The organism is Sorangium sp. So ce448 (assembly GCF_051520915.1).
In the GTDB taxonomy this organism is placed as follows: domain Bacteria; phylum Myxococcota_A; class Polyangia; order Polyangiales; family Polyangiaceae; genus Sorangium; species Sorangium cellulosum_B.
On the sequence record NZ_CP150343.1, the window covers coordinates 3,788,529 to 3,807,321 of the forward strand.

15 protein-coding genes, 1 tRNA gene and 1 pseudogene are annotated in these 18,793 nt (G+C 69.1%); 1 reads left to right on the plus strand and 16 read right to left on the minus strand.

The window, feature by feature from the left end:
- Positions 1–20: 20 nt before the first annotated feature.
- The 9 genes from WMF45_RS14580 to WMF45_RS14620 form a co-directional block, all read right to left on the minus strand.
- A complete protein-coding gene (locus tag WMF45_RS14580) occupies positions 21–1,349 on the minus strand; it encodes a beta-ketoacyl-[acyl-carrier-protein] synthase family protein (RefSeq protein WP_437717495.1) in 1,329 nt (442 codons plus the stop codon).
- A gap of 35 nt (positions 1,350–1,384) precedes the next feature.
- Entirely contained in the window at positions 1,385–2,260 is an 876-nt protein-coding gene (locus WMF45_RS14585) for an acyl-ACP desaturase (RefSeq protein WP_437717496.1), read from the minus strand.
- The gene (locus tag WMF45_RS14590) at positions 2,257–2,508 is read right to left on the minus strand and encodes an acyl carrier protein (RefSeq protein ID WP_437717497.1); all 252 of its coding nucleotides are present in this window, start codon (positions 2,506–2,508) and stop codon (positions 2,257–2,259) included. Before WMF45_RS14590 ends, WMF45_RS14585 begins: the two co-directional genes overlap by 4 nt.
- Before the next feature lie 3 nt (positions 2,509–2,511).
- Entirely contained in the window at positions 2,512–3,396 is an 885-nt protein-coding gene (locus WMF45_RS14595; protein ID WP_437717498.1) for a class I SAM-dependent methyltransferase, read from the minus strand.
- Positions 3,383–5,188 (minus strand): fatty acyl-AMP ligase, encoded by a 1,806-nt coding sequence (locus WMF45_RS14600; protein ID WP_437717499.1) that lies wholly within the window; start codon positions 5,186–5,188, stop codon positions 3,383–3,385. The genes WMF45_RS14595 and WMF45_RS14600 overlap by 14 nt, the downstream gene beginning before the upstream one ends.
- Before the next feature lie 479 nt (positions 5,189–5,667).
- Positions 5,668–6,744: a DUF4340 domain-containing protein gene (locus tag WMF45_RS14605; RefSeq protein WP_437717500.1), complete on the minus strand. Its 1,077-nt coding sequence runs from the start codon at positions 6,742–6,744 to the stop codon at positions 5,668–5,670.
- Between the two features lie 27 nt (positions 6,745–6,771).
- Positions 6,772–8,616, minus strand: coding sequence for a GldG family protein (locus tag WMF45_RS14610; protein WP_437717501.1), 1,845 nt, complete (start codon positions 8,614–8,616; stop codon positions 6,772–6,774).
- Between the two features lie 9 nt (positions 8,617–8,625).
- Positions 8,626–9,360, minus strand: a complete 735-nt coding sequence (locus tag WMF45_RS14615) for an ABC transporter permease (protein ID WP_437717502.1) — start codon at positions 9,358–9,360, stop codon at positions 8,626–8,628.
- Positions 9,361–9,365: 5 nt separating this feature from the next.
- Positions 9,366–10,562 carry an ATP-binding cassette domain-containing protein gene (locus WMF45_RS14620; RefSeq protein ID WP_437717503.1) on the minus strand — a complete coding sequence of 399 codons (1,197 nt, stop codon included), beginning with the start codon at positions 10,560–10,562 and terminating at the stop codon, positions 9,366–9,368.
- A gap of 378 nt (positions 10,563–10,940) precedes the next feature.
- Here WMF45_RS14620 and WMF45_RS14625 point away from each other — a divergent pair, with 378 nt between their 5' ends.
- Complete coding sequence (locus WMF45_RS14625) at positions 10,941–12,188, plus strand: aspartate kinase (RefSeq protein WP_437717504.1); 1,248 nt, start codon at positions 10,941–10,943, stop codon at positions 12,186–12,188.
- A 195-nt stretch (positions 12,189–12,383) separates the two neighbouring features.
- Here the strand turns inward: WMF45_RS14625 and WMF45_RS14630 are convergent, their stop codons facing one another.
- The 7 genes and pseudogenes from WMF45_RS14630 to WMF45_RS14660 all read right to left on the minus strand — a co-directional run bounded on the left by WMF45_RS14630 (position 12,384) and on the right by WMF45_RS14660 (position 18,732).
- Positions 12,384–12,776 (minus strand): DUF4150 domain-containing protein, encoded by a 393-nt coding sequence (locus tag WMF45_RS14630; protein WP_437717505.1) that lies wholly within the window; start codon positions 12,774–12,776, stop codon positions 12,384–12,386.
- 31 nt (positions 12,777–12,807) lie between these two features.
- Positions 12,808–13,467: a DUF3540 domain-containing protein gene (locus WMF45_RS14635; RefSeq protein WP_437717506.1), complete on the minus strand. Its 660-nt coding sequence runs from the start codon at positions 13,465–13,467 to the stop codon at positions 12,808–12,810.
- An 18-nt stretch (positions 13,468–13,485) separates the two neighbouring features.
- Complete coding sequence (locus tag WMF45_RS14640; protein ID WP_437717507.1) at positions 13,486–14,550, minus strand: pentapeptide repeat-containing protein; 1,065 nt, start codon at positions 14,548–14,550, stop codon at positions 13,486–13,488.
- Positions 14,537–15,946, minus strand: coding sequence for a pentapeptide repeat-containing protein (locus tag WMF45_RS14645; protein ID WP_437717508.1), 1,410 nt, complete (start codon positions 15,944–15,946; stop codon positions 14,537–14,539). Before WMF45_RS14645 ends, WMF45_RS14640 begins: the two co-directional genes overlap by 14 nt.
- A 40-nt stretch (positions 15,947–15,986) precedes the next feature.
- Positions 15,987–16,478 (minus strand): annotated as a pseudogene (locus WMF45_RS14650) (DUF2169 domain-containing protein); the annotation flags it as partial.
- A 318-nt stretch (positions 16,479–16,796) separates the two neighbouring features.
- On the minus strand, positions 16,797–18,428 hold the full coding sequence (locus tag WMF45_RS14655) for a TROVE domain-containing protein (protein ID WP_437717509.1): 1,632 nt from the start codon (positions 18,426–18,428) through the stop codon (positions 16,797–16,799).
- 166 nt (positions 18,429–18,594) lie between these two features.
- Positions 18,595–18,732, minus strand: a tRNA-Arg gene (locus WMF45_RS14660).
- Positions 18,733–18,793: the final 61 nt, after the last annotated feature.

Here is an 18,793-nt window from a genome sequence, read left to right on the forward strand (position 1 = left end):
CCGTGGCGCGGTCGCCGGCGCTACGCCCGCTCCAGCACCAGCGCGCAGTTGTGCCCGCCGAAGCCCGCCGAGCACTTCACCGCGTGACGCAGATCGACCGCCCGCCGCTCCCTCACGACGTCCAGAGAGAACTCCGGATCGAGCTCATCCACGTTGATCGACGGGTGCAGCAGCTGGTCGCGCAGCGAGCACACGACCGCGATCGTCTCGACGGCGCCGGCGCCGCCGAGCAGGTGCCCGATCATCGACTTGGTCGCCGAGACCGGGATGCGCGCGAGGCGCTCGCCGAAGACGCGCCGCAGCGCGAGCACCTCGGCGGCGTCGCCCTGCGGCGTCGAGGTCGCGTGCGGGTTGATGTAGCCGATCGCCTCCGGCGCCGTGCCCGCCCTGGCGAGGGCGCGCTCCAGCGCGAGCGCGAGCCCGAGCCCCCCCGAGTGCGGCCGCGTGAGGTGCTCCGCGTCCGTGGTCATCCCGAAGCCGGCCACGACGGCGAGCGGCTTCGCGCCGCGCGCGAGCGCGTGCTGCTCCTCCTCGAGCACGAGCGCGCCTGCTCCCTCGCCCATCACGAAGCCCTGGCGGCGCCGGTCGAACGGGCGGCTCGCGCGCGCCGGGTCGCCGTCGACGGCCCTGGCGAGCGCCTTCGCATTGCCGAACCCCGCGACGGTGTTGAGCCGCGTCGCGGCCTCGGCGCCCCCCGCGACCATCACGTCGGCCTCGCCCGCCTCGATCATGAGGGCCGAGGTCGCGATCGAGTGCGTGCCCGTCGCGCACGCGCTCGCGAGGTTGTACGACGGCCCCATGAGCCCGTATCGCATGGAGATCAGCGCCGCCGCGCCGTTCGGCATGACCCCCGGGATGAAGTAGGGCGACACGGCCCGCGGACCGCGCGCCGCGCTCCTGCCGACCTGCTCTTCGAAGATCTCGACCGACCCCATGCCCGTGGACATCAGGCACCCGACGCGGGTCCGGTCGATGCCGCTCGCCGGCGCCGCGGCGGCGAGCGGCGGCGCGCCCTGTGCCCGCGCGCCCGCGCGCTCCGCCGCCTCGTCCTCCGCGCCAGAGGCGCGCTCGATCGGCACGATGCCGGCCTCGCGCAGCGCCTCCACCGCGGCCGCGAGGCTGAAGTGGGTCACGCGGCCATAGATCTCCGCCTCCTTGGGCGACAGGTACCTCCCGACATCGAACCCCTTCACGCTCGCTGCGATGTCGCTGCGGAGCCTGTCGACGGGGAAATCGCGGATGTAGTCCACGCCGGATCGGCCGGCGAGGAGGTTTTGCCAGGTGGTCGCGACGTCGTTGCCCAGCGGGCAAACGGCGCCGATCCCGGTCACGACGACGCGCCTTCGCATCGGACTGCTCTTGCTCGTTGGGGGAGGTGGAAGGTTCAGGCGGACAGCGCCTGGGGCGCAGTGTTGTCCAGGTTGGGAGCGCTTGCGAGGCCCTCGATCGAGGGGTCACGGCGCTCACCGCCGCGGCGAAGCTCGAGCGCGGTGCGCTGGGCGGCGAGCATCTCGTGCCGGTTCACGCCGAGGTACTTGAGGATCGGCATGTAGACCTTCTGGATGAACACGTTCCGGTCGACGCCGGCCTCGCGCATCTTCAGGATGCGCGAGTCGTAATCGGGGACGATCCCGACGCCCGGCATCTCGAAGTTCGCGAACACGTGCGCCATGTCCGTGAGCGTCCCCGGCCGGTCTTCCTCGAGCAGGACCTTGACGACGCTCTGGTAGAAGCGGCAATGGGCGATCTCGTCGCGGGCGATGTAGTCGTAGATCGTCCGCAGGCACTCGTCGCCCTCCGTCGCGGCCCGCTCCCGGTGCTTCACGTAGATGACGAACGTCGCCATCTCCTGCACGCAGCCGTAGAACGTCATCTGCCGCGGCGTGTGGAACGGGAGGTCCCACTTCTTCGCGAAGATCTGGTGCTGCAGATCGCTGAGCTGCTCCTCCGTGCGCTTGCCCGAGCGCAGGAGGTACTGCATCAGCGTGAGCGAGTGCTTCGACTCTTCATACGCCCAGTTGGCCTGGAACCACGCCTGGCCGAAGTACTTCCGCACGAGGTTGATGCCGTTCGACACGTAGTCGGGCAGGTACATCTCGACCGAGCAGAAGGTCTCCGCGCACAGGGCGAGCTCCTCGCTCGCCTCCTTGTTCACGCGCTCCCACGGGATGTCCTGGAAGACGTTCCAGCGGCGCTCGCGCTCCGCCTTCTCGAAGAACGTCATGTACTCCTGGAAGATCTTCTCCTCCAGCCGGCTCATACGATCGCCTCCAGCCGCTCTCCGACCTTCTTGCAGAGGTCGCCCACCGTGATGAGCTCGACCAGATCCTCGTCCGGAATCATGATCCCGAGCTCGGTCTCCATCTCTCCCACGATCTGCATCATCGAGAGCGAGTCGATGCCGAGCTCCGTGATCACAGACGTCGCGGTGACATTGGGGAACTCGCGCTTGTCCACCCGGGCGGCAACCGTCTTGAAAATCTCGAGCAGATTGGTCTTGTCCGTCATGGTTCAGTCGATCCTGCGAAGCTCGTATTGAGCGAGGGAGCTGTAGTGCTTGTCGAACGCGTTCACGCACGTCGACAGGTAACGATCGTAGTCGTCGAAGACCTTGTCCCCCCACGTCGACCGGATGGTCTTCTCGTTCAGCTTGAGGCGGCGGAGCCACTCCGCGGTGGTGCGCTGGTAGTGCTCGCGCCGCGTGTTGACCTGCATCACCTCCCAGTAGGGGTTCGCCGCCTGGATGATGTCCTCGAGCCGAGGGTTCAGGCCGCCGGGGAAGATCTCCTTCGTGACGAAGTAGATGTCCTCCAGCTCTTTCCTCGTGCCGGCGGGGAGCCCGCCCCAGGGCGTCATCCGCGGCGTCCGGTTGCGGAGGATGGTCTGGAGGCCGAACCAGGCGCCCTTGTTCGTGAGCTCCCAGGCCTTCTTGAAGTAAGCCCGATAGATGTCGATCGCCTTGCCCTGGCGCGCCTCCTCCGGCGAGCACAGGTGATCGATCATGCAGATCGAGATGAGGCTGTCGAACCGTTCGGCCGTCGCGAAGGTCCGGAAGTCGCCGCCGATCACCTCGACGCCGGGGATCTTGCGCGCGTTCACCTCGGCGGCCTGCGCGGTGGACAGGGTGACGCCGACCGCGCGCGTCACGCCGCGCGCCGTGGCCACGTACTCGAGCGCCGCGCCCCAGCCGCAGCCGATGTCGAGCACCTTCCTCCCGGGCCCCGCCTTGGCGAAGTCCGACAGGATCCGGAGCTTGTTCAGCTGCGCGGCCTCGAGCGACTGCTCGGGGGACTCGTAGACGGCGCAGGTGTAGTTCATGCGCTCGTCGAGCCAGAGCCTGAAGAACTCGTTCGAGACGTCGTAGCTGACCTCGACCTCGGCCTTACTGGATCCCATCGATGACTCCTTCGACACGTGCCGGGGCGCCGCCCGCGCGGCCCCCTTCGGTTCGCGACACAGGGCCGCTCGCGCGGACCACGTCGCCATGGGGTGAGGGCGTCGCGCCCTCGTCAACGTCCGAGGCGACCTCGAGCTCGCCGGCCTCGAAGCGCCGCTTCATCTCGCGGCGCCGCACCTTGCCGCTCGACGTCTTCGCCAGCGTCCCCCGCTTGATCAACGCGACCTCGGACAGCTGCACGCCGAGCTGGGCGCGCACGGCCTGGGTGATCGCCTGCGCGACGCCGGCCACGCTCCGCTTGGCCTCGGCGACGACGATCGCGCGCTCGGCCCCCTCGGCGGTGAGGCACGAGAACGCGACGCAGTGGCCGTCGCGCACCCCCTCGACGGAGGACGCGATGCGCTCGATGTCCTGGGGGAAGTAGTTCTTGCCGCCCAGGATGATGAGGTCCTTGGAGCGACCGCAGAGGTACACCTCGCCGGCGACGGTATAGCCGAGATCGCCTGTCCGCAGCCAGCCCCCTCCGAACGCCGCCTCGGTCGCCTCTGGCTCGTTGAAGTAGCCGGCGGCGACGCTCGGGCCGCGCACCCAGATCTCCCCGACCTCACGCGGGCCGAGCGGCGAGCCGTCGGGGCCCGCGATGATGAGCTCGTGGCAGGGGAGGGGGCGACCGCAGGAGACGAGCTCCAGCGACGCGCCGCCGTTCGCGGGCCATGCCTTGCCGGCCTGCATCGCCTTCGCGTCCACGCGGTCGGTGGTGAGCTGGGCCTTGAGGTCGCTGAACGTGATCGCCAGCGTGGCCTCGGCCATGCCGTACGAGGGAAGGACGCTCTCCGGGCGGAGCCCCCGCTCGCTGAAGCGGCGGAGGAACGCGCGGAGCACGTCGGCCTGGATCGGCTCGGCGCCGCACCCGAGCGCGCGCACGCAGGAGAGGTCCCAGTTGCCCGCCTGCGCGTCGGTGACGGCGCGCGTGGCGAGGGCGAAGGCGAAGTTCGGGGCAAAGGTGATCGTGCCGCGGAACCTGTGGATCGCGTCGAGCCAGAGCGACGGGCGGCGGATGAACGCCGTCGTCGGCAGGAACATCACCGGCACGAGCGCGTAGAGCGGCGCGATGACGAAGCCGATGAGCCCCATGTCGTGGTAGAGGGGCAGCCAGCTGACGCCGCGATCTTCCGGCGTGGAGCGCAGCCCGTCGAACATGATGGCGTGGCTGTTCACCGTCAGGTTGCGGTGGGTCACCATCACGCCCTTCGGCCGCGAGGTGCTCCCCGACGTGAACTGCAGGAACGCGAGGTCGTCGAGGGACACGCGCCAGGGCTCGGCCGCGTCGAGCTCGTCGCCAGCGCGCAGATCGCGCTCGAGGACGACACGCAGGCCTGGCAGGGCCTCACGGCTCTCTGCGTTTGCCCCGAGGTAGGCGTCGATCATCTCCTTGAGCTGCTCGTTCGTGACGAGCACGCTGGCGCCTGACGCCTCGAGGATGTGCTGCACCGTCTCGCCGTACGCCTCGAGCTTGGCCAGCGACTGCGGCGGGTACATCGGGACGGCGACGATGCCTGCCGTCAGCGCGCCCACGAAGGTCAGGACGAATTCGTCGGCCTCCGTCAGGATCAGCGCGACGCGGTCGCCCTTGCGGAGCCCGAGCTTGCGAAGCGCGTAGGCTCGGCGCCTCGCCTCGAGCCAGAGCTCGGCGTAGCTGATCGCCCGCTCCTCCCCGGAGCTGCGAACGAACGTGACTGCGCGGTCGGCGTGCACCGAATTCTGCTGAAGGACTTCGACGAACGTGCGCATAGGCTCTCTGGCGGCTCAGGTCGGCCGGACGTCGTGATCCGTCCTGTAAGGACAGCGGGGGGCCTGAGTGAGCGCAGCCATAAGCGAAAATCGAGCCAGGGCAAACAGAAAACACGGGAATCCAGGGTTTGGGCTTGATTCCGCCGTGAACGCCTCTGATTGAACCGGGCGCGAGGGTCATAGGTGACGAAAAATCGTGCGCAGAGTGCGTCGAATATTCGTCACATCGGCCCCTGAGTGCGAATCGAGATTCGCGTGGCGTGGGAGCCACACCGGGCAGATTGCGCCGACCCAGGTTGAGGTTTCCGGCACCGACCCAGGTTGAGGTTGGCGGCACCGACCCAGGTTGAGGTTGGCGGCACCGACCCAGGTTGAGGTTGCCGGCTGAGACGCCGACGCGGCTTCGGGAGGCGGGCGCACAAAATGCAAGGAGGCGCTGGTCTCCCAGCGCCTCCCGCTCTCACACGCGACGTCGCCTGCTACTCGCCGTCGTCCAGGCCCATGTGGCCCGCCGCCTCATCTTCATGGGCGTCTTCGCCCTTCTTGTCGTCCTTCTTCTCGGTCTTCTCGAACCTCTTCGGCTCTGCGAGGGCCCAGTCGGCCGACCACGACGACAGGACGTAGATCGTGCCGTCGCCGCCTTCCTTCGTGGCGTAGCGGCTCGACCCCTTCGCGGTCTTGCCCACCTTGACGGTGAAGTCGCCCGCGTTGTCCTTCAGCTTGATCGTGATGATGCCGCCGTTCGAGGCCGCCGCGTCGAGCCCGGTGTCCGACTTCTCGTCGCCGAAGTCCTCCGCGCCGAGGTTCTTGTAGGCGCGCAGCAGGTCCTTCAGCTTGGCCTCGTCGAACTTCTCCCACTTCGCGGAGGGCGCGCCCAGCTTGCCGCCCTTGTCGCGCTGAGCGAACGTGCCGGCCCACTTGTCGCCGTTCTTCGAGAAGCTGAACAGGCCGTTCTTGTTCTCGACCGAGACCTGGATGGCGTTCTCGTCCTCGAACTTGAGGATCGACGTCTCGCGCCAGTTCTTCGGCTCCCGCGTGTAGAGGTAGCTCGAGTAGCCGCCCGCGACGTAGACGCCGTCCTGCCCGTCGACGCGCGCCATCTGCCCGCGCGAGCCGCTCTTGCCGAAGTACAGGTCGAGCGCCTTCTCCTCGCCCTTGTACGCGACGACGTGGACCGCCTTCTCGTCGGTGAGCTCATACTGAGGGTACGTGCCGCTCGTCCGGTCGATGACCTCCTTCAGCTTGAGCTCCTTCAGGTTGTCGAGGAGGCTCCGCACGTTCGCCGCGTTCGCCTTGGCGTTGACGGGCTTCGTGACCTCCCACGTGTCGCCCTTCTTCTCGATCGTCACGTCGGACTTGTCGGCGTTCTTGATCGAGATCTTCGTGACCTTCTCGACGTCTTCCTTCGAGACGCCCACCTTCGGCAGATCCGCCGTGGCGGCGGTCGCCGAGTGCGCGGCGAGCTCGTCCTTCTGCTTCTTCTGCGTGAAGTACACGCCGAGGCCGAGGAGCGCGAGGACGGCGAGGGCGATGTAGATTCTGTGCTCGGTCTTCATGGCTCTTTCACCCGATGGGGCTCTGGCTCAGTCGAGCGTGATGTTCTCGCGGGCGCTCTCGCGACGCCGCCACCGGATGAGGCCGAACACGGCGAAGAGCGCCGCCGGCAGGAGCGTCAGCGTCCACTGCACGCGCTGCTGCACGGTCTTGCGCTCCGCCCGGTACTCCTCGGCCTTCTTGGCCAGGGTGGCCTCGTCGTCCGTGGCCTCCTGCTTCGGCTTCTCGATGCCCGCGTAGGTCAGGTTCGTATCGCCGAACATCTTCGCGGTCGCGGCGAGCAGCGTGCTGTCCCCCGCCATCCAGTCGAGGGTGTTCTTGAACGCCAGGATGGTGGCGGTCAGGTACTTCTGCGCGTACGGCTGCGAGAGCATCAGGAGATCCTCGTCGCCGCCCATCCCGCCCATCATCGCCATCTGCGGCGGCATGGGGGGCGGGTTGCCGGAGCGGGCGAACGGGTTCGCGAGGAACTGCGACGCCGAGAGCACGAGGATCCGGCCCTTGTCCGCGCTCTCCGCGGGGGCGCTGATCCCGAGCCCCTCCTGGCCGCCGAAGGCGCTCTTGAGCTTGCCCTCGACCGTCACGGCGATCGCGCGCTGCGCGTACTCGCCCTTCGGCTTCCATTCGGCCGAGAACTTCATGTCGATGGCCTCGGACACGTCGACCGTCGTCTTCGGCGTCGAGCGCGCGACGACCTTCATCGTCGCCTCAGGCTGCTTCTCCGGGTGCGGCACGAGGGTCGACGGGAAGGGGAAGGCGAGCTCGGGGAGGCGGAAGAAGCCGGGGAACGACGAGTCGAGGATCTGCTCCTTCTCGTCGAAGCGGCTGTCCTCCTGGAGCTGGAGGATGCCCGGCGCGCGGAACCACATCATCTGGCCCGACTGCGTCTGCACCGGGATGGCCATCGAGCGGCTCCAGTCGAGGATCGCCTCCTTCTTCATCTCGACGCCGTAGCCGTCGAGCAGCTTCTCGAGGCCCCAGGTGTTGAGCGACGCCTTCATCGCCGGGTCGGACGCCTTGAGGTTCACCGCGCCGGCGAACACGGCGAGCGCCTTGTTGCCGAGCATCATGAACTGGTCGATGCGGCGCAGCTCCTTCTCGGTGAACTCCTTGCCCGGCTGCGTGATCACGAGGCCGGCGAGCTCCTTGTTGATCTCGCTGTCGCCGCCCTTCAGGTCGACGTCCTCGAACTTGTAGAACGGGAAGTGGTGCTCGAGCAGCGCGCGCATCGACGGGCCGCCGCCCCGGCCGCCCTGCGACGCGACGAGGTTCGCGTCCGTCAGCTTGATCTCATCCTTGCCGGTCACGACGCCGATCTTGGTGTCGATGGCGTCCGCCTTGTCGCGGATCTCGCGGATGGTGTTCGTGATCCAGAACTCGAGGCCCTGCGCCTGGTCCGGCGAGAGCATCGGGATCGCCTCCTTCTCGCTGCCGTACTTGAAGGCGATGCCCATGAACCCGCGGGTGATCGTGGCCTGATCCTGGCCGGTCTCGCTCCCCTCGCCGAAGGCGGCCTCCTGCAGGCCCGCCTCCTTGGCGGCGGCGCGCTGCTCGTCCGTCTTCGCCTCGATGATCGCGTAGTGGAGCTTGCCGTTCGAGGCCTGCTCGTACTCGTTCATCAGGTCGGTGAGGTCCTGGATGAACGCCTCGTGCTTCGGGAGCCCCCGGGTCACGTAGACGTCGATCTGGAGGTCCTGCTTGAGCCCCTCGCGGACGAGGTGGGCCGAGCCCTTCGAGAGGGTGAACCTCTCGGTCTTCGTCATGTCGAAGCGCTTGTAGGCGCCGTACGAGATGACGTTGGCCACCACGAGGATGGCGGCCACGATGGCCAGGTAGAAGCCTGTCTGCGTCGCGGCTTTGGCTTTCCGTTCCATGGTTGGTCCTTACGCCCACTTCCTGCGCTCGAGCGCCCTGAACGAGGCCATGAGGCTGCCCGCTGTGATCGAGAGGAAGAAGACGATGTCTCGGGTGGACACCATGCCGCGCGCGAACGGCGTGAGGCGGGTGTCGAAGCTGATGAAGGAGAGGACGTCGCGGATGAGCGACGGGGCGTAGTCGGCGAGGTTGTCCACGCCGTGCAGGAAGCCGAGCACCAGGAAGGTGATGAAGAACGCGATCACCTGGCTGTCGGTCAGCGACGAGATGAGGAGGCCGATCGACACCGCCGCCGCGCTGTACAGCACGAGGCCGATGTACCCCGAGAGCACCGGCCCGCTGTCGAGCGCGCCGAGGTGCCAGGGCCACACGAACATCATCAGCGGGTAGAGGATCGTCGAGAAGACGAGCACGAGGACGAGCCCCCACGCGCCGAGGAACTTACCGAGGACGACCTCGTGGTCCTGCACGGGCAGGGTGATCAGCATCTCCAGCGTCCCGCTCCGCTTCTCCTCGGCGAGGAGCCGCATCGTGATGACGGGGATGATGAGGAAGGAGAGCCCTATCGGCGCCCAGCTGAACAGCTGCACGAGCGAGGCGCGGTCCGCCTGCCAGAAGCCGCCGTTCATCAGGAAGAAGATGACGCCGAGCGCGATCAGCCCGAAGCAGATCACGACATAGGCCAGGGGGGAATCGAAGTTGGAGCGGAACTCCCGCTTCGCGATGGTCAGGGTGGTGCTCATACCGTTCAGCCCTTCTTCTTGGCGGGCGCTTCTTCCTCTGCGCCTTCGTCCTCGCCGCCGTCGCCGCCGTCCTTGGCTTCGTCGCCGGCGCTGTCGTCGTCCTCGTCCTCGTCGTCCTCGTCGTCCTCGTCGTCCGCCGGCGCGCTCGCCTCGTCCTCGTCGTCGAGGTCGTCGGTGATCAGCTTGCGGCCGCGGTCCTTGCGCTCGTCGCCGCGCGTGAGCGCCTTGAACACGTCCTCGAGGCTCTGCGAGTCGCGCCGCATCTCGAGGAGGAGCCAGCCCTTCTGCACGACGAGCTGGAAGAGCTCGGGCCGGATGTCGCCGCCGAGCGCGCCGAGGAGCTGGAAGCTGTGGGCGCTGTCGCCGGTCGGCAGCTCGGTGACGCTGGTGACCCCGGGCAGACCGGAGAGCGCCTCCTGGACCTCCTGGGCCGTCGGGGGCTTGCGCGCGCCCGACCGGTAACCGTCGCCGCCCTCGAAGACCTTCTTCTCGTGGACGGTGACGATGTACCGGACCTTGCCGCTCTTGGCGCGGATCTCGTCGAGCGGGCCGTCCGCGACGACGCGCCCCTTGGAGACGACGATGGCGCGGGCACAGGCGGCCTCGACCTCGGAGAGGTTGTGGGTGGAGAGGAGGATCGTCCGCTCCTTGCCGATCTCCTTGATGTAGCGGATGACCTCCGCCTTCTCGTTCGGGTCGAGATCGCTCGTCGGCTCGTCGAGGATGAGGATCGGGGGGTCGTGGACGAGCGCCTGGCCGAGGCCGACGCGCTGGCGATAGCCGTGAGAGAGCGTGCCGATGTCCTTGCCGAGCACCTGGGCGAGGCCGCACACCTCGACGATCCCCTTCATCCGCTTCTTGAAGAGCGATTGATCGAGGCCGCGCATGTCGGCGACGAACGAGAGGTATTCCCAGACGTTCATCTCGCCGTAGAGCGGGGCGCGCTGGGGCAGGTACCCGAGCTTGCGCCGGACATCGAGCGGGTCGTCGAAGACGTCGTACCCGTGGACCCGCGCCGTCCCGGCCGACGCCGAGAGGAAGCAGGTGAGGATGCGCATCGTCGTCGACTTGCCGGCCCCGTTCGGTCCCAGGAAGCCGACGACCTCGCCGCGATGGACCTCGAAGCTCACCTTGTCGAGCGCGCGCAGCGACCCATAGCGCTTGGTCAGCGAGCTCGCCTCGATCATCACATCGCTAGCCAAAATGACCTCCTTAGATGGTTCCTTGAGAAGCGGAGCGCTCTGCTCCGTCATTCGCCCCTGGCGATCCCCCCCCGACCTGGCCGGCGGGCGCGCCGTTGTGGCACCCTGGATCACCCATTACCCAGGCCAAAGGCGGCGCCATCGTAGCGGCGGGTGGATCTCTGTCAACAGCGCCGACCCGAAGCGGCTGAACCTGAGGTTTATTCCCGGCGATCGGGGCTGCTCCGGGCACGGTTGTCCGGGCTATCCCCGGTTTGGCGGCGTCGTAGCGGCTGCTCCGCGACGTGTCGTGCGTGGGACGGGCTCGCCCGGCGCGCGCGGCTATCGAATTTACCCTTGACCTGGGCGTCTGTGTTGGACTAGTTGGCCACACCTCGCGTGAGCCTCATCGTCCAGAAGTTCGGCGGCACGTCCGTCGGGTCCATCGAGCGCATCCAGCGGGCGGCCGCGCGGGCGCTCGCCACACAGCAGGCCGGTCATGACGTCGTGGTCATCGTCAGCGCGATGTCGGGCGAGACGAACCGGCTGCTCAAGCTGGCGTCGGACATCGCGCCCGTGCCCGACGCGCGGGAGATGGACGCGCTCGCGGCGACCGGCGAGCAGGTCTCGGCCGCGCTGATGGCGATTGCGATCCAGGCGCAGGGGGGCAAGGCGCGGAGCTTCCTCGGCCACCAGCTGAAGATCCTGACGGACAGCGCCTATACGAAGGCGCGGATCAAGGCGATCGACGCCCAGCGGCTGCACGAGGCGCTGGCCGGGGGGAAGATCGCGGTGGTCGCCGGGTTCCAGGGCGTGGACGACGCGGGCAACATCACGACGCTCGGGCGAGGCGGCAGCGACACGAGCGCCGTGGCGATCGCGGCGGCGGTGGGCGCCGAGTGCGAGATCTACACGGACGTCGACGGCGTTTACACGACGGACCCGAACATCTGCAAGACGGCGCGGAAGATCGAGCGGATCAGCTACGAAGAGATGCTGGAGCTCGCCTCGCTGGGAGCGAAGGTCCTTCAGATACGGAGCGTGGAGGTTGCGATGAAGTACGGTGTCCCGGTGCATGTGCGGTCGTCGTTCTCGGACGTGCCGGGCACGTGGGTCGTCAGCGAGGAGCAGTCTCTCGAGAGCGTCACGGTGACGGGCGTGGCGCTCGACCGGAACGAGGCGCGGGTCATGCTCGTCGGCGTCGACGACAAGCCGGGCGTGGTGGCGCAGATCTTCGGCGCGCTGGCCGAGGAGAACATCAGCGTCGACATGATCATCCAGAACGCGCCGAGCTACGGCCTGGAGACGCGCGGCACGTCCGGCGAGGTGAAGGCCGACGTCACGTTCACCGTCGGCAAGGCGGATCTCCCGCGGGCGAAGCTCGTGATGGAGAAGGTCGCCAGCTCCGTGCGCGCCGTGAGCATCCGTTACGAGGAGGACATCGTGAAGGTGTCGATCGTCGGCCTCGGGATGCGGACGCACGCGGGCGTGGCGGCGCGGATGTTCCAGCTGCTCGCGGCGGATGGGATCAACATCCAGGCGATCTCCACGAGCGAGATCAAGATCTCGTGCCTCGTCTCGACGAAGTATGCCGAGCTCGCCGTCCGTGCGCTGCACGATGGCTTCGGGCTCGGCGGCAAGGCCTGATCGAACCCGTGCCACCGTCGTGATGCGCTCGCCGTGAGCGGCCCCCACCCGGTCGGTGAGGCTGCTCGCGGCGCGTCGCATTGTGGCGTCGGTAGCGGACAAGCTCCATCCCATCGGCGGAGCGCAGAGCGCCTGTCATAAGGGGCCAATCCGATGTGCCCCTGATACGGCCCTCGCGGTCGCCACGCCGGCCCCTCAGGGCGCCAGCATCAGCACCTTCACCTGACTCGGCACGACGCGCACTCCGGGGCAGTTCGTGCTGTTCTGGAGCGACATGCTCGTCAGCCTGCTCGCCGGCATCCCGCGGATCAGCACCGAGAATGCGCCGGTCAGGTGGCGGCTCGGCCCCATTACCGTGCCCGACGCGACCCCCATCGCCACGCCGGCGTTGTCCCCGTTGGTCAGCGGGATCGTCGTCGCCAGGTTGTGCGCCGGCGCGGCCATGAAGAGCACGTTGTACACTGCCGGCACGCCCATCGGCCCGGCGGCGATGTTGGGGTAGGGCACGGGCACCGGCGCCGGGGTCGGCGTCAAACACACGTCCGGGAGCCCCATGTCGATGCCCATCATCTGCGAATTGGCAAACATCGTTCTTCTTCTCCCGTTCCTCTCGTGAGGCTCAGCCGAGGTGGATCTGCGCGCCGTCGAGCTTGACCAGCTCCTCGGCCGTCACGAGCGTGTTCTCGCCGCGCAGGCTCATGTTCTTCTTCGCCACGTAGTCGACGCGCTCCGCCCGGAGCTGCTCGAACTCCTCGACGAAGCGGTACACCCGCTTCAGCCGCTGCGTCACCCGCTCGAACGACGCGTCGAACGCCGCCGCCTTCACCTTCGCCTTCTCGATCTCGGCCTGCACCGCCGTCCCGAGGTACGACAGGCTCTCCACGAGGACGCTGCCGCGGCGCGCGTTGACCTTCACCTCGCCGGCCACCACCGCGACCTCCTTGCCCGACGCGAGCGTCACGCCCTCGGCGGCGCCGAGCACGAACCGCCCTCTCGGCAGCTTCACGTGCAGGTCCCCATCCAGCACCACGCAGAGGTCGCTCCCCTGCCGCTCCAGCACCGCCAGGATGTAGGCGCCGCGCTCCGGCAGCACCGAGACGAGCACCACGTCGCCCGCCGCCGGCTCCACCATGCAGCTCACCGCGCGGCGCGCCTCGACCTCGGCGGAGCCGGTGGCCACCACGAACGCGCCGCCCGCGGCGCGCACCACGCGCCCCGCCTCCTGGGTCGTGGCCTCGGGCTCGATCGTCTCGATCTTCCTCGCAACGTTGTTTCGCACCGCGCCTCCCGCGCCGGCTCAGCCGGCCTTGCCTCGAAGCCTGTCCTGCCACGCCTCCGCCTCGGCGAGCGGCTCGTCGTCGCCCAGCGCGAGCGCACGGCTCGTGAAGATCGCCCCCTCGTCCCGCGTCCGGTGGAAGCGCGCCCGGAAGAGCGCCGCCCCCGTGAAATCCGCCCCTCGGACGTCGGCGTGGGAGAAGTCGGCGTACGTGAGCTCCGCGCCAGGGAAGCGGGCGCGCTCGCAGCGCGCGCGGTGCCAGATGCTCTGCTCGAGGCTGCCCCTCGCGAGGTCGGCGCCACCGAGCGCGGCGTCCACGAAGATCGCCTGCGTCAGCTGCGCCCCGCGGAGGCTCGCGCCCGTCAGATCGGCCTCGACGAAGATCGCGTTCGGCGCCCTGGCGTCGTCGAGCCGAGCGCCGGTGAGCTTCGCGCCCTTGAAGCCGCACTGCGTGAGGTTCGCGCCGCTCAGGTTCGCCCCGGAGAGATCCGCCTCGGTGAACTGGCTCAGGGTGAAGTCGAGCCCTGAGAGGTCCATGCCCGCGAACCGGGCGCCGATGAAGACGACGCTCCGGCAGCGCGCTCCGGCCAGCGCCACCGACGTCATGTCCGCCCGGATCAGGTGCGTGAACTCGAGCCGCGCGCCCGAGAGATCGAGCGCTTCCACGTTCGCGTCGACGAGCACCGTGCGATCCAGGTTCGCGCGCGCGAGCCTCGCGCCCGCGAAGCGCGAGTTCGCGAACGCCGCGATGACCAGGTCCGCCTCGGAGAGATCGGCGAGCGACAGATCGGACTCGGCGACCTGCGCCGCCGCCCAGGTCGTCCGTGCGAGCTTCGCCTGCGCGAGCGTGCACCGGTGCATCGCGACGTGGTGCAGGTCGGCGCCGGTCAGATCCGCCCCCGTGAGGTCGCACGCGGTGAGGATCGACTCCTTGAACGTGGCCCCGGCGAGGCGCGCCCCTCGGAAGCTCACCTGCTCGAAGAGCCCGCCCGAGAGGTCGGCGCCGCCGAGGTCCTCGCCGTCGAGGCAGGCGCCCTCGATCGTCTCGCCGCCCTTGATCTTCGCGATCAGCTCAGCCCTGTCCACGCGGCCTCCGCGGCACGAAGCGCACCTCCCGGAGGTTCGCCTCCTCGAAGCGCGTCCGATCGTCGCCGAGCACCTTCGCAAGATCGGCGCGGAAGAGGTTGGCCCGCGTGAAGTCCGCGCCCATGAGCTTCGCCTTCTGGAGGACGCCCTGCATCAGATCGGCGCACGTCAGATCGGCGTCCGCGAGGTCGGCGCGGACGAACCGCGCTTCGCGCGCAGCGATCCACGCCATCCTGGCGCCGCGCAGGTCGCACTCGCTGAGATCGCTGCCGTTCATCCGCGCCTCGGTGAAATCGGCGCCGGCGAGGCTCGTCCCGCGGAGGTTCGCGCCCGTGAGCGTGGCGCCGTGGAAGTCGGCGCCGTCGAAGTCGCACTCCTTGACCATGCGCAGGTTCTCCGCGAAGGCGCCCCGGAGCACGGCGCCTCGGCCCTCCGACGAGAAGAACGCCGTCGAGATCAGCCGGGCGCCCGAGAGATCCACGCCGCCGAGCTTGCACTCGATGAAGGTGGACCGCGAGAGATCCGCGCCGGCGAGCTTCGAGCCCGCCAGGTCGACCCGGAGCAGCGTGAGCAGCTGCGCCAGCGCGTCGGAGAGATCGTTGTCGCGCAGCGTCGCCTCGGACAGGTCGGCCAGCGTGAGCTCCGCGCCGCGGAACGACGCGCCCGTCAGATCTGCCTGGTAGAGCACCGCGCCCGACAGGTCCGCGCCGGAGAGATCGGCGCCCACGAGCTTCGCCCGACCCAGGTTCGCCTCCTCGAGCTTCGCGCCCCGGAGCGCGGCGCGGGAGAGGTCGGCGCGCGCGAGGACCGCCTTCTCCAGGTCGGCGCCCGTGAGGTCGGCGCCCGCGAGGCTCGCGCCCTCGAGCAGCGCGCCGGTCAGCGTCGCGCCCCGGAGATCGAGGCCCGAGAGATCCGCGCCGGTCAGGTCGCGCCCGGCGAGCGAGCGCCCCGCGCGGTGCGCCTCGATCACCTCCTCGCGGAGGCGCCGCGCGGCCTCGCCGGCGAGCCGGCCGGCCTCGGGGCCGAAGTGCGCGGTCTGCCGGTATCCCTCGATCACCTGCGCCTCCATCTGGGCGAGCTTCCGATCGAGGGCCGGATCCGCGAGCGTCTCCTCGAGCTCGGCGTTCGGGTACCCCGCGTTCGCGAGCAGCATCGCGAGATCCTCCAGCCGCTCGCGCTCGGCCTTCGCCGAGAACCTCGGCGGGCCGGCGGCCTGCTTCATCGCCTCTTCCTGGAGCGCGTCGTAGTCCATCCCGGCCGCCGCGTAGGCCGCGCGCGCCTCGGCCTCGGCCTTCGCCCGGCGGCCCTCCGCCTCGGCCTGCTCCCGCTCCGCGCGCGCCTCGAGCTCCTCGACGAAGGGCCCCAGCTCCTCGATGTCGGGGATGGCCGGCTCCACGGCGAGCTCCTCCTCTCCTTCGAGGCCGAACTGCGCCCGGCCTCGGCAGCTCGATGTTCGGGAGCGGGTGGACCTCGCCCCGTTCGGTCTCGACCGGCTGGGCCCCCTTGCCCACGGGGTTCTGAGCGAACTCCGGGCCGCCGAAGGCGCGCTCCCAGGCGATGGGCATCTCGGTGAACGGCTCCGGCTCGGTGGGCACCCCGCGCCGCCAGATCCGGTCGCCGATGGCGTAGAGCGTCTTGTCCACCGCGCCGAGCCGCGCTCGCACCGCGCAGGCCGGCGCGCGGCCCCCGGGCGGGTACGCCCGTCCCGAGATCAGGAGCTCTCCCCGCGGCTTGGGCATCCCCATGTCGAGCACCGCGTCCTTGCCGAGCTCGGCCGCGGTGAACTTCCAGAGATCGATCTCGGAGAGCAGGGCTGCCGGCGGCCCGAACGAGAAGAATGCGAGGACCGTGACGGACAGATAGCAGTCGCTGCCGTCCTCGAAGACCCTGTGGAGGAGGCCGAGCTTCTGGGGCTTGATCGTCTTCATCGGGGAGGGGTTCGCGCCGCCAGCGCGCGGTCCACGGCCCCGGGGACGACGTCGCCCGGGGCCGCGGCGCACTGTCTCCGAGCGGCTCGCGTCAGTCAACGCTCGCCTCCGTCGACGATCGCGCGCCTAGTACCGCGGGTCAGAGAACCTGCCAGGGCTCTGCCTCGCGAGCCGAGCGAGATTTGACGCAAAGACGCCAAGAGCGCAAAGACGCAACAAGGCAAGGCAAGGTATTTGTTCTCTATTGCGCCTTTGCGTCTTTGCGCCTTTGCGTTGAAATCTCTCCCCGGATCTCTCGCTGGAGTCCTCTGCGTGGAGCTAATCGTTCGCCATCGCCGCGGCGAAGCGCAGCAGCCCCTCGCCCCAGCCGCCGAGGATGTACGTGCGGTCGTAGAACTCGGGCACGAGCGTGTCCTGGTACCCGGCGACCTGGACCAGGAACACGCGCACGTCGCGGTTCACCCGCGCGCGGTACGTCGCCACGAGCTTCGCCACGTCGATGTAGTGCCCGTTCCAGGCGAAGTCCGCGTAGTCCTTCGGCCGCGTACCGTACAGGCCGCCGTGGCCGGCCTGCATGTCGCTCATCACGAACACCGAGTCCCAGCGCTGCCGCTCGCGGATCGCGCGATCCCAGAAGAGCCACACGCCGTTCTCGGTCGCCGTCCCGATCGTGCGGGCGATGTGCTCCGCCTTCTCGAGCTGCGAGAACACGCTCTCCTGCTTGCGCACCGCGAAGCTCTCCAGCCGGTCGCCGAACACACCGAGGTGCCCGTCGCTCGCGCGCATCCCGGCCACGACCCCCGTGAGGTTCGCGATCGTGGAGATCTGCATCGTCCCGAGGCTGCTCGTGGTCGTGCCCTGCGCGGAGCCGCTGTTGTCGCAGAGCACCATCACGCGGCCGGGGAAGTACGGCACCTGGCCGAGCGATCGGCTCAGGCACTTCTCCACCGCGTCGAGCACGGCGCCCGGCGCGCAGCCCTTCACGGCGCGGTAGGCGCTGTAGTACCGGAACGGCAGCTGCTTGCCCTCCGCGGCCGTCTCGACGAGCTTCGGCAGGAACTGGTCGAACGGCACGCCTGCCTCGATCAGGTTGCGCAGGTTGCGCAGCAGGGCCATGTGGCCCATGACCGGCAGCGCCTTGCGCCACGCGCACCGGTTCGAGCCGCGCGCCGAGACGATCGCCTCCCAGGTGCGGCCCGTCGCGCGGAGGGCGCCCTTCGCGAGGCGGTCCACGCTGGGGCTCTTCGGGTGCACGAGGTTCATGACGTCCACGGTCTTGCTCCCCTTGCCCTCGAGCCGGTACTTCGCGAGGGCGTGATCGTCGAAGCGCTCGAGCGCGTCGCGCAGCGCGCGCTTCAGCGCGTTCGGCACCGGCTTGCCGAAGCGGTAGAGCTGGTACGCGAGGGCGACCGCCGGCTCGTCCGCTCGCTTCAGGATGCGCGGCGCGTAGCTGCGCACGAGGCCCGTCCCGCGCACGGAGGCGGTGTTCGCCGCGCGCACCAGGATGACCTGGGGCGTCGTGCGCATATGCTCCTCCTCGCGCAGCCGCGCCGCCTCGGCGAGCGTCGCCTCCGGATCGGCCGCGAGCGCCTCGTCGATGGCCTTCTCGATCAGCGCCGCCGGCGAGAGCTTGCGCCACTCGGCCGGGTCCACCGCGCCGAGCGTCTCGCGCAGGCGCCGCACCTCGGCGTCCGAGAGGCGCGCGCGGGCGGCCGCCTTCTTCGCCGCCTTCGCCGACACCTTGGCCTTCGCCGCGTTCACGGCCTTCGCCGGGCGCGGATCCGCGGGATCGAGGTGGTAGTACATCGGCTCGCCGAAGAAGCACGACGAGGCCGCGAGGCGGAGGCGCTTCAGCGGATCGGCGATATCGAAGGAGCGGCCGCCCATCCAGTTCAGGTGCGAGTCGGCGCTGCGCTTGTCCTGACGCTTGAGATGCTGAAAGAACGCCATGATGACACCTCCATCCTCGACGCACGCGCGGCGAGGGGTCGAGAGCGGGGCGCAGATTCGAGCTGCGCCCAGCTCGTAGAAAACGGGCGCAGCGCGGAGGATGGTGGTCACGGGGTTGGTCGTGTCAAAACGAAGGAACCGTGACGCTCACTGCCGCGCTGCACCCTGGTGCCAGAGGCGGGACTCGAACCCGCGACCTCGTCCTGAGAAGGGAAGTAACCCCGGATCTCACTGCCGGCGCTCATCGCGCCGGAGAACACCGTCCGGAGTTGTTTTCGCGCTCTAACCGCTGAGCTACTCTGGCGTGGACGCTGGGGGGTATTGCAGGGCGGATGCCAAGGCGGTCTCGGCCGGCGCCGACCGCA

Coding starts and splice junctions, on each gene's coding strand:
- WMF45_RS14600 (WP_437717499.1), bottom strand. CDS start 5,188: ATGCGCACGTTCGTCGAAGTCCTTCAGCAGAATTCGGTGCACGCCGAC.
- WMF45_RS14590 (WP_437717497.1), bottom strand. CDS start 2,508: ATGACGGACAAGACCAATCTGCTCGAGATTTTCAAGACGGTTGCCGCC.
- WMF45_RS14580 (WP_437717495.1), bottom strand. CDS start 1,349: ATGCGAAGGCGCGTCGTCGTGACCGGGATCGGCGCCGTTTGCCCGCTG.
- WMF45_RS14585 (WP_437717496.1), bottom strand. CDS start 2,260: ATGAGCCGGCTGGAGGAGAAGATCTTCCAGGAGTACATGACGTTCTTC.
- WMF45_RS14630 (WP_437717505.1), bottom strand. CDS start 12,776: ATGTTTGCCAATTCGCAGATGATGGGCATCGACATGGGGCTCCCGGAC.
- WMF45_RS14655 (WP_437717509.1), bottom strand. CDS start 18,428: ATGGCGTTCTTTCAGCATCTCAAGCGTCAGGACAAGCGCAGCGCCGAC.
- WMF45_RS14605 (WP_437717500.1), bottom strand. CDS start 6,744: ATGAAGACCGAGCACAGAATCTACATCGCCCTCGCCGTCCTCGCGCTC.
- WMF45_RS14610 (WP_437717501.1), bottom strand. CDS start 8,616: ATGGAACGGAAAGCCAAAGCCGCGACGCAGACAGGCTTCTACCTGGCC.
- WMF45_RS14615 (WP_437717502.1), bottom strand. CDS start 9,360: ATGAGCACCACCCTGACCATCGCGAAGCGGGAGTTCCGCTCCAACTTC.
- WMF45_RS14595 (WP_437717498.1), bottom strand. CDS start 3,396: ATGGGATCCAGTAAGGCCGAGGTCGAGGTCAGCTACGACGTCTCGAAC.